The following is a 10476-nucleotide window of genomic DNA, read 5'->3' on the forward strand; positions in this document are numbered from 1 at the left end:
CGCTAGTGTTTTCGTGTGTTCAGCCGCTAGATTTATTTGGGGAACAAAATGAGCAATTCTAACAATAGTGACACACGGCAAGAAGGCCGCCGCGACAAATATGACTTTTTTGGCGGCAGCCCGCGCAAGGTGTTTTTTAAGCTAGTAATCCTTTCGTTGATCGTTGGTTTTGTGATGCGCATGATCGACATCACGCCCGGAACCATTTTTGGCACGCTCGGCTTCTATATCGGTCGCACCTTTGCCGACCTTGGTAGCTTTATGGGCGACATTGGCATTTGGTTTGGCTTTGGAGCGGCAATTGTGTTTCCGTTGTACATTTTCATCCGCCTTTGGCGTCGCTGGCTTTCATAAGCCCATCAATTGTTTTGATGGCGCGCGGCTTGCGTAATTGCGGGCTGCGGCTAAAGTCCATCCTTGGCGAATCTATCGGCAACACGCGTTCTACATTGCGTTGCCTTTTCCTTTGGGTGAATGAATATGAGCGGTACGAGTTTTCCCTTTAAAGTGGGTCACAAGGACGTATGGCTGATCGCCCTGCCGACAGCTGTGGCCTTTGTAACAGAACCGCTGGTTGGCATTGCAGACACCACCATTGTAGGACGTTTGGGCGAAGTTGACTTGCTGGGCGGCTTGCTGATCGGCGGGCTGGTTTTTGATTTCATCGCTGCGATTTTCTATTTTCTTCGTCTGTCGACCACCGGCCTAACCGCGCAAGCATTTGGTGCACGTGATGACGCGTCGCAAGCTGCTCACTTGGTGCGGGCTTTGGCCGTCGGTTTTGTCGCCGGACTATTTGTGTTGGCATTGATGGTGCCGATCGCCGAGTTTGCGGGGGTTGCTTATGGCGCGAGCGAACAAGTCGTGGACGCGTTCAAGACCTATTTCTATATCCGCATTCTGGCAGCCCCATTTGTTTTGATGAACTTTGCGCTGGTCGGTTGGTTCTTAGGACGCGGCCAAAGTTTCGTCGCCCTCATCCTACAATTGATCCTCAATTTGGCGAATATCGGTCTTTCGATCTGGTTCACTTTTGGATTAGATATGGGCATTGAGGGCGTCGCTTGGGGTACCGTTGCAGCACAGATTTTGATGCTCGCAATCGGATTCATTTGGGCCATCGTGCAACTTGGTGGCCATTCGCGTTTGTTGCGCAAACTGAGTGAAATCGATTTATTGAACGTTACCCAGATCAAACGTTTGTTGGGATTGAGCGGGGACATTTTAATCCGCTCGGTTTTGCTCAGTGCGGTGTTCTCGTTTTTCGCGTCGCAGGGCGCGCGGGCGGGGGATGACATTCTGGCGGCAAACGGCATTTTGCTGCATTTCTTGATGGTCGCGGCGTTCTTTTTGGATGGTCTTGCCGCCGCCTCAGAACAACTTTGCGGCAAGGCGATTGGCGCCCGGTGGCGACCGGCATTTGTAGATGCCATCAAGCTTTCCACACTTTGGGGGTTCATTCTGTCGGGCATGCTGACGATTGTTTTTATGATCAGCGGGCCGACCATTATCGACTTCATGACCACCAGCGAAGTGGTGCGCCAGACCGCGCGTGATTATTTGTTGATTGCAGCGATTGCACCCGTATTTGGTGTTTTGGCCTTCGTGATGGATGGTGTTTTTGCCGGTGCAACCATGGGGTCTGACATGCGCAACGGCATGATTGCATCGACCATAATCTTTGCTGTTGTGTGGGCAGTTTTGACGCCCATTTGGGGCATTGCAGGCCTCTGGTGGGCGCTGCACCTCTGGTTCGCTGGACGTAGTTTGGTGTTTTTGGCCCTGTTGAAAATCCGGATGCCGGAGCTGTTTATGCGGGTAGAAGCTGGCGCGTAAGGCGCAACTCCCACCCCTAGCATTCCCGGACTTGATCCGGGATCAACTCTTAACAGCCCCCCCACCCTTAATCCCTCCCCACGAGTGGGAGGGAAATGGGTCTTGCGCGTCGCAAACGGTGTCCAATTCCTGCGCTATACTCCGCCAGCATCCCCGGACTTAATCCGGGGTCACCTAACACTTCCTCCAAACACTTAACCTGGTGGTTCAAAAATGAACCACCTATGCGAGATATTTTAGATTTTGGAACACAGCTAAATCTGATTTGTTGTTGATGAGTTTAACGGAGAACAACATGACTTTCACAGCTGCACTAATTGCATTCGCAATTTTGACCATGATCTTGTTATCAAACCAAATATTTTTCACCTACGCGACCCAAGGATTTGGCTATGGGTTCTCATCCAACCGAAAAGGGAACATTGAACTCTCCCCGCTCGCGGTCAGGATCGCCAACACATATCGTAATCAGGTCGAAGCTTCCGCTTATCTTGTGCCCGTACTGGCAGTTGCGGCACTTATTGGACTGCAAAGCGAAAGCGCGCAGTTTGCTGCGTTGCTGATCATTGTCGGGCGCGTTCTGTTTAGCGTGCTGTACTATATTGGGTGGCCATTCGCCCGCGTTCCAGCGTTTGGGTTGGCAAACCTTTCTGCGCTTTACCTGGTCTATGAAATCATCGTATCCGGCGTCCTCTAGTCCACGAATTTATTTTGACTGTAGATCCGCAATCACCGATTGGGACTGCGGTTTACCCGCTTATGAATTGAGCTGGTCTTACTACTCAGCCATTCGCTTTTGTCTAAGGAGAAGCTGGCTCAGATGAGTCCCCGGGACCTATTCTTAACAGCCCCCCACCCTTAATCCCTCCCCACCAGGGGGAGGGAAATGGGTCTTGCGCGTCGCCAAACGGTGTCCAATTCCTGCGCCATACTCCACCGTCATCCCCCGGCTTGATCCGGGGATCCATGATGCATGGCAGATGGAAATGCGATCCCGGATCAAGTCCGGGATGGTTCGGAAAACAATTCGACCGTATATCAGCCCGCCAAAGCATTTGCCCCCAGCTTGACCCGGGGACCCAGCAAAGAACGAACCACAAATTCTAGCACTTTTTGAACTTTGACAGTCAGACCTTAATCACCGTTCTGACGGGGAGAACGGACGCGGGGTATGGCAAGGTCTAGTCTCCCTCCCCCTGGTGGGGAGGGATTAAGGGTGGGAGGCGCTTTACATCATCGCAATGAGGCCCCCGCATCGCGTGCGGGGCGGTACAAAGGGCGTGTTTTACAAAGAAAATCGTACCGTCCCAGACTTGATCCGGGACCTATTCTTGTCGCCTCAAGCGACCAATAACTGACCCCGGCTCAGCCTGCGTGGCGCGAACGCCACTTGGTTGGCCGGGGATGCCGCAGCGTTTGTGGTAACGGGATTACCAAACCCACAGGCCACCCTGGCCTCGAGCCAGTGGTCTAGTTCGCCTTAAAGTGCTTTGACAATTTGAGGTGCTGACCTTGGTAATTTGAATTTAGGTCCGCGCCATAAAGGTTTTGTGGGCGCTCAGCCATACGCTCGTAAATCAAGCGACCAATGGTTTGGCCATGTTCCACCAAAAACGGCACTTCGCGGGAGCGCACTTCCAAAACTGCGCGACTGCCCGCACCTGCGGCGTTGGCATGACCAAATCCGGGATCGAAAAAGCCCGCATAATGCACGCGAAATTCGCCCATTAGCGGATCAAACGGCACCATTTCAGCAGCGAAATCGGGCGGGACATGCACCGCCTCGCGCGACACCAAAATGTAGAACTCATCTGGGTCCAGGATTAATTCGCCCGACCCACGATCATAAATCGGCTCCCAGAAATCCAAAATATCCAGTGCCGACTTTTTATCAACGTCGACCACGGCTGTGTGGCGTTTGGATCGGTAGCCGATTAACCCGCCACGATCGCCGCCTTTAAGATCAATCGATAGGGCAACGCCATTGTCGACGGGGGCGTTTTGATCGAACACGAGGGTTTGTTCTTTATGCAAGGCTTGGTGTTCTGCCACATTGAGGCGAGTATCGCCTTCGCGGAAACGGATCTGGCTAAGGCGCGACCCTTGGCGCACGAGCACTGGGAAAGTACGCGGGCTGACTTCCAGATAGAGCAGGCCTTGATAGCCAGCTGGCACGGTATCAAAGGCGCGGCCCTGATCGGTGATGACGCGCGTGAAAATGTCCAAACGCCCGGTGGAACTCTTTGGGTTTGTCGTAGCTGAAACAGCTAATGGCAACTTCAAGCTTTCCATGAGCGGGACAATATAAACGCATCCACGCTCCAGCACCGCGCCGACGGACAGATCAATTTCGTGCAATTTAAGATCGTTGATCCGGTCTTGAACGGCTTTGCCCGGTCCGGGCAAAAAGCTAGCGCGGACGCGATAAGCGATATCGCCCAGGCGCAAATCCAGGCTGGCGGGCTGCACTTGATCATCGTCAAATGGCTTTGATGTTTTGATGGAACCTGATGCGTTGAGATCTGCAATCATGTGTGCAGAAAAGATACCTGTTGCGCCTACCATATGTGTGCTGAAATCCGCCCAAGAGTTTTTGTTGGCTCTTGTCTAGCAACATTGGCAGGCTCTAGCAACATTTTGGCAGGCTCACCAATATTGACGCCAAGGCGCAATTGGCGTTACATCATCAAAATGGTGGTGATTTGGCCGGTCTGATTGCAGCCACCTTAAAAACAAATGCTAAAGTCGACCGCGTTGCCGGCCAAATTGGGTCGGCTTTTTTGTTTGGAGAGAACAGATGGCCAACACAAAAAACCCATTGTCAGACGCAAAAAATCAGCGCTCTGCAACCCAGTTGGTGCATGGCGGCACGCAGCGCAGCCAGCATGGCGAAACATCTGAGGCTTTATACCTGAATTCAGGCTTCGTGTATGAATCGTCCGCCGCTGCAGAAGCCCGATTTATGGGCGAAGACGAAGGCCATATCTATTCTCGGTTTTCCAACCCGTCTTACGATATGTTTCAGGACCGGATGTGCTTGATTGAAGGCGCAGAGGCCGCGCGCGCCACCGCCACAGGCATGGCTGCGGTAACAACTGCAGTGATGAGCCAAGTGCGCGCCGGTGACCATGTGGTCGCGTCGCGGGCGCTGTTTGGTGGATGCCGGTTTGTGGTGGAAGATTACATGCCACGTTGGGGCGTAGAATCGACATTGGTGGATGGCCGCGACCCAGAAAATTTTGCCAAAGCGATGAAGCCAAATACCAAAGTGATCTTCATCGAAACGCCGACCAACCCGACGCTTGAATTGGTCGACATCGCGGCGGTTGCCGACATTGCGCACGCCAACGGTGCTGTGCTGATTGTCGACAATGTTTTTGCGACCCCCATCTATCAAAAACCATTGGCATTGGGCGCTGATTTGGTGACCTATTCGGCGACCAAACACATTGACGGGCAAGGCCGCTGCATGGGCGGCATCATTCTTGGGTCAAAAGAATTGATCGAGGCGGACGTGCACACTATTATTCGGCAAACCGGACCAACCATTAGCCCGTTCAATGCATGGGTGATGCTTAAAGGGCTGGAAACGCTAGAAATCCGCGTGGACAAGATGACCCGATCTGCTGCTGCATTGGCTGATTTTTTGGCCGATCATCCAAAAATCGACAAGGTGTTTTACCCGCACCACAAATCGCACCCACAATATGAATTGGGCATGCGCCAAATGAGCGCTGGTTCAACCATGTTGGCGTTGGAAGTGAAGGGCAATGGGGCCAACGAAGCGCGCAACAACGAGGAAAATGCGTTCAAACTTGCCGATGGGTTGGGGATTATAAAAATTTCCAACAATTTGGGCGATGCGAAATCAATCATTACACACCCCGCCACAACGACACACCAGCGTTTTTCAGAAGAAGTGCAGCTGGAAGCGGGCATCACCCGCAAATTGCTGCGCTTGTCGGTTGGTTTGGAAGATGAGCAGGATTTGATTGAAGATTTCGCTTACGCGTTGGATCAGATTTAGGCCTTACCGAACTCAAGATAGGCGAGCCAAATGCGCGACCCGGCCGTGTAAAAACATGCGGCGGCAAAAACATAGGACATGATGGCAAAATATTGCGGCCAAATGCACAAGGCGACAAAAAAGCCGATTGTTTCGGTGCCTTCGAGTAATCCGGTTGAAAAATACAGCGACTTGGAGCCCCGTTGCTCGGTGGTCAATTTGTGTTTTTCCGCCAAAATCGCATAGCCCAAAAAAGTCCCGCCATTGAAATAGAATGACATCAGCAAAACGGCCCCTGCAACGGCGTTGTTGGCGGGGTCAAGCACAACAAAGGCAACCGGAATCGCGCCATAAAAGAAGAAATCCGCGACAATATCCCAAAATCCACCAAAGTCGGTTTTTTGCGTGGCACGGGCCACCGCCCCGTCCAGCCCATCAGCTACCCGAGAGATCAAAAGCATCCACAGCCCAGCTTGCACATAACCGATAGCAATGAGAATTGCGGCAACAAGCCCAAGTATCAGCCCCGCCAACGTTACAGCGTTTGCACTGACGCCGGTTTTGGCCAATTGTCGCCCAACAAAGTTGAGCGGTCCGTCGATGATTTTGCGCATGTAGCCGTCGAGCACCGTAATTCTCCGTCATTGCTGTTCGAGGTACGGTAACATAAAGGCACAATGGTAATTGGTCATTTTATTGTTATCAAAGAGTGTGCTAGGGCTAAAAGTCACGCGATTGGCAACTTGGACACGACACGGCTGTTTATGGATTTTCGCCCCGTATTAATGATTATCGGCGCGCTAACGGCGACGTTGGGCGGCACCATGTTTTTACCCGCCTTTGCCGATGCGCTTGTGGGCAATCCGGATTGGATTGTGTTTGTGACCACCGGGTTGATCACAACATTGTTGGGCGCGGGTACGTGGGCGGCGACATTTGGCAAGGGCCAGTCGTTGAATGTGCGACAGGCGTTTTTGATGACGGCGATGGTGTGGGTCGTATTGGCGTTTTTTGGTGCCCTTCCCTTTTATTGGGCTGAATTGGGTCTTAGCTATACCGACTCTTTTTTTGAAGCCCTCTCAGGGCTAACAACGACCGGGTCAACGGTCATTACCGGGCTTGATGACATGCCGCCTGGTATTTTGTTGTGGCGCGGTTTGCTGCAATGGTACGGGGGTTTGGGGATCATCGTGATGGCAATCGCGGTGCTGCCGATGCTGCAAATCGGTGGCATGCAAATGTTTCGGGTGGAAGCATTTGACGCGTCAGACAAAATTTTGCCCCGGGCTGGCCAGATCGCTGCCAGCATGACCACAGTTTACATGTTACTGACCTTAATCAATGCTATTAGCTATTGGATGGCTGGCATGCCACTGTTTGATGCGCTGGTTCACGCCATGACCACTGTGGCTACTGGAGGTCTATCGACACGCGATGGCTCAATCAGCTCTTATGACAGTATCGCCATCGACTATATTGCGATTGTTTTTATGATTGCGGGTGCACTTCCCTTTGTGCTTTACGTGCGGTTTTTGCAGGGCGACAGGAAGAGCCTGTTTTCCAATTCTCAGGTCCGTGTTTTTTTAGCGTCGCTAGCGGTGTTCGCGCTTGTTGCAGTCGTCATACAATATAGCGAAGGAATAAGCCGCGGTGAAGAAGCCTTTCGCCATGCACTTTTCTCGGTTGTTTCGGTCATGACTGGCACAGGTTACGCCACCGCTGATTATGGGTCGTGGGGGCATGGGGCGGCAGCGCTGTTCTTCATTCTTACTTTTATTGGTGGCTGCGCGGGGTCGACCTCTTGCGGCATTAAAATTTTTCGATTTCAAGTCCTGTTCTTGGACCTCAAGCAGCATGTGCGCGAAATCCTGTACCCGTCTGGCGTTTTTGTGAAACGTTATAATGGCGCAATTTTGACCGACAGTGTCTCGGCGTCGGTGATGAGTTTTGTATTTCTTTATATCGCAGCATTCATGGTGTTGGCGCTGTTGCTCAGCCTTACCGGCCTAGATAGCATTACCGCACTTTCGGGTGCCGCAACCGCGATTTCAAATGTTGGCCCCGGCCTTGGCGATGTTATCGGGCCGGCGGGTAATTTTTCAACGCTGCCTGACATTTCAAAATGGCTTTTGGCGGCGGGTATGATTGTGGGACGGCTGGAAGTGTTCACCGTGATTGTCTTGTTCCTACCCCGCTTTTGGCAGAACTAGCGCATTTTTCACGCCGCGGTTGGTATCCGAACCTACAATTGATCCCGGCTCGGGGGCCGGGAAAGCCAAAAAGGCAAGCAAATACAAATCAAGACCATGGGCCGTCACGCTCTTGGTACGGAACCAAGTTTTCAATCTACTGATTGGGTAGCGCCGCCGCTTGTACTTCACAGTGCCAATGTGCGGGTTTACCCCCTGAGCTCGGGACCACGTGGCACGGTGTGGTGATCGCCACGCAAAAGGCCGCGGAATGTTGGTGCGCCTTTGCGCAAGAACAGCCAGCCAAAAAATGCGCCAATATCCGCGCCGATGCCAATAAATGCTGGCACAAGGAACAGCACCAGCGAGGTCGCCAATCCAAGCCCAAACACAATGGTAATGGCCATGGGAATGAGGAACTGCGCTTGCAAACTGGTCTCGAACAATAGCGGCGTTAAACCGCCAATGGTCGTCAGCGACGTCAAAAGCACCGCGCGCAATCGATCACGCGCCGCCCCGGTGGCGGCTGTTTCCAAACTGTCGCCCTCTTCGATCCGTTCTTGCAAACGCGAGACGAAAACAATGGAGTCATTGACCAGAATACCAGCAAGTCCCAACAAGCCCATCACCGAAATGATCGTGAGGTTATAGCCCATTATATAATGGCCCCAAATGGCACCAACGATGCCGAACGGAATAATCAACATCACCGCGAGGGGCGCAAAATAGGATGCAAATATCCAAGCAATAATCACATACATAATGCCAAGCGCAATCCATCCACCCAATTGCAAATCACCAAACGCTGCGTTTTGTTCGGCCTGCGTTCCACCAAAACTATATTGCACGCCAAATTTGGCGGCGATTGCGCCCATGTGATCAGCTTCAAGCCGCTCGAGCACGTCGGCGCCTTGAACGATGGCTGTATCTGTATCAGCACGAACACGGACTGTGGTTTTGCCCTCGTCACGGTTGATCCGGTTGAAACCTTGGCGATCACTAATGGTTACAACTTCTGTAAGTGGCACGAAATTCCCAGCGTCAGAACGCACCCATAAATCGCGCAAGGCAGATGACCCTGTTGCATCAGAAACACGTTCCACACGGATTGATATTTCTTCGTCTTCTTCGGCGACACGACGGGCCAGATTTCCTTCAAATGTATCGCGAATTTGCGCCCCTAGACTATCGAGCGAAAATCCAAGTGCACTGCCACGCGGTGACAATTCGAGCACCAATTCCGGCTTGCCATAGCTAAGTGTATCTGAGATGGCTTGGACGCCTTCAAAGCCTTCCAATATGCCTTGTAGTTCCTCTGATGCCTTTTTTAGATCAACTGTCTCGGCACCGAAAAACTGCACGTCGATGGCGCGCCCCGGTGGGCCACCATGTGGTTCGCGCACAGACAGACGGTCAACGCCAGCAATTGTGGGTACATTTTCGCGAATGGCACGACCAACTACGTTTGTGCGTATCGAGCGCGCTTCCGCAGGGGTCAAAAAAATCGACAAGTTGGCGCGCGCATTTTCCATATCCAAAGACGCGAAGGTCGTTACGATGAGTTTTTCACCGTCGGGCGTCAAATCAGCTTCAACTTTTTGTACAGCCTTTTCGAGTTGATCAATAAGGTCGTACATGCCCTCTTGGGGGACACCGGGTTGGAAAAACGCTGTAATGTTGACGGTTTCGGCTTCAACGGAAGGGAAAAACTCAAAGCCCAATTTTCCGGCGGGGATCAACGCACCGCCAATCACCGCAAGCGCGACGGCTAATGCAACTGTTGCATAGCGCCAGCGATAGGCAATATCGGCCAAAGCGCCAAACATTTTGTCTTTGAAAAAATCAAATCCGGCATCAAAATTGCGGCGGAACCAGCCCGGCGCTTTGCGCTGACGTGGTAAAGCATGCGACAAGTGGCCAGGCAAAATCAAAAAACATTCAATCAGCGAAGCGATGAGCACCGCAATCACCACCATCGGTAGTGCAGATAAAATTTGTCCAACAACGTCACCGACCAACAAAATTGGACCGAACGCGGCCATGGTTGTCAGGCTCGCCGCGATCACCGGGGCGGCCATACGTCCCGCACCGGCGATGGCCGCTTCTTGGCGGCTGTCGCCCATGGCGTAGCGCGTTGCAGTATGTTCGCCCACCACAATGGCATCATCTACGATAATCCCCAGCGTGAGCAACATGGCAAACATTGAAATCATATTGATCGTTTGCCCGGTAAAATACATCACGCCGAGCGTTGCGAGAATGGACACAGGGATACCCACAGCCACCCAAAAAGCAATTCGGAAATCAAGGAAGACAAACAGCACGACAAGAACGAGAATAAGGCCGTACAGGCCGTTACTGATAAGAAGCCCTAACCGATCTTCCACCAGTTCGGCAGCCGCGTTGAACACTTCAATTTGTAAAGTTGCAGGCATTTCGGCTCTG

Annotated in this window: 8 protein-coding genes and 1 riboswitch; of the genes, 5 read left to right on the plus strand and 3 right to left on the minus strand. The window is 52.3% G+C overall.

The genetic code is table 11. From position 1 onward, the window contains the following. The first annotated feature begins 48 nt into the window (after nucleotides 1–48). From ACJAZW_RS07605 to ACJAZW_RS07615, 3 genes are all read left to right on the plus strand, one after another. Nucleotides 49–354: a hypothetical protein gene (locus ACJAZW_RS07605; RefSeq protein ID WP_415156684.1), complete on the plus strand. Its 306-nt coding sequence runs from the start codon at nucleotides 49–51 to the stop codon at nucleotides 352–354. Between the two features lie 126 nt (nucleotides 355–480). Further along, nucleotides 481–1836, plus strand: coding sequence for an MATE family efflux transporter (locus tag ACJAZW_RS07610; protein ID WP_415156686.1), 1356 nt, complete (start codon nucleotides 481–483; stop codon nucleotides 1834–1836). A gap of 295 nt (nucleotides 1837–2131) precedes the next feature. Then, on the plus strand, nucleotides 2132–2533 hold the full coding sequence (locus ACJAZW_RS07615) for an MAPEG family protein (RefSeq protein ID WP_415156688.1): 402 nt from the start codon (nucleotides 2132–2134) through the stop codon (nucleotides 2531–2533). Between the two features lie 773 nt (nucleotides 2534–3306). On the opposite strand, the gene ACJAZW_RS07620 is transcribed toward ACJAZW_RS07615, so the two are convergent. Continuing rightward, on the minus strand, nucleotides 3307–4401 hold the full coding sequence (locus ACJAZW_RS07620) for a 2'-deoxycytidine 5'-triphosphate deaminase (RefSeq protein WP_415156690.1): 1095 nt from the start codon (nucleotides 4399–4401) through the stop codon (nucleotides 3307–3309). Nucleotides 4402–4520: 119 nt separating this feature from the next. Then, nucleotides 4521–4601: riboswitch (SAM riboswitch) on the plus strand. A 32-nt stretch (nucleotides 4602–4633) separates the two neighbouring features. Here ACJAZW_RS07620 and metZ point away from each other — a divergent pair. Beyond that, nucleotides 4634–5863, plus strand: coding sequence for an O-succinylhomoserine sulfhydrylase (gene metZ, locus ACJAZW_RS07625; RefSeq protein WP_415156692.1), 1230 nt, complete (start codon nucleotides 4634–4636; stop codon nucleotides 5861–5863). On the opposite strand, the gene ACJAZW_RS07630 is transcribed toward metZ, so the two are convergent. Beyond that, complete coding sequence (locus ACJAZW_RS07630) at nucleotides 5860–6471, minus strand: CDP-alcohol phosphatidyltransferase family protein (protein ID WP_415156695.1); 612 nt, start codon at nucleotides 6469–6471, stop codon at nucleotides 5860–5862. The genes metZ and ACJAZW_RS07630 overlap by 4 nt on opposite strands. Nucleotides 6472–6606: 135 nt before the next feature. Here ACJAZW_RS07630 and ACJAZW_RS07635 point away from each other — a divergent pair, with 135 nt between their 5' ends. Continuing rightward, nucleotides 6607–8052, plus strand: coding sequence for a TrkH family potassium uptake protein (locus ACJAZW_RS07635; RefSeq protein WP_415156697.1), 1446 nt, complete (start codon nucleotides 6607–6609; stop codon nucleotides 8050–8052). 188 nt (nucleotides 8053–8240) lie between these two features. Here ACJAZW_RS07635 and ACJAZW_RS07640 read toward each other — a convergent pair. Further along, on the minus strand, nucleotides 8241–10476 hold a 2236-nt coding region (locus ACJAZW_RS07640; protein WP_415156699.1), incomplete at its 5' end, for an efflux RND transporter permease subunit.

The organism is Maritalea sp. (assembly GCF_047634455.1).
In the GTDB taxonomy this organism is placed as follows: domain Bacteria; phylum Pseudomonadota; class Alphaproteobacteria; order Rhizobiales; family Devosiaceae; genus Maritalea.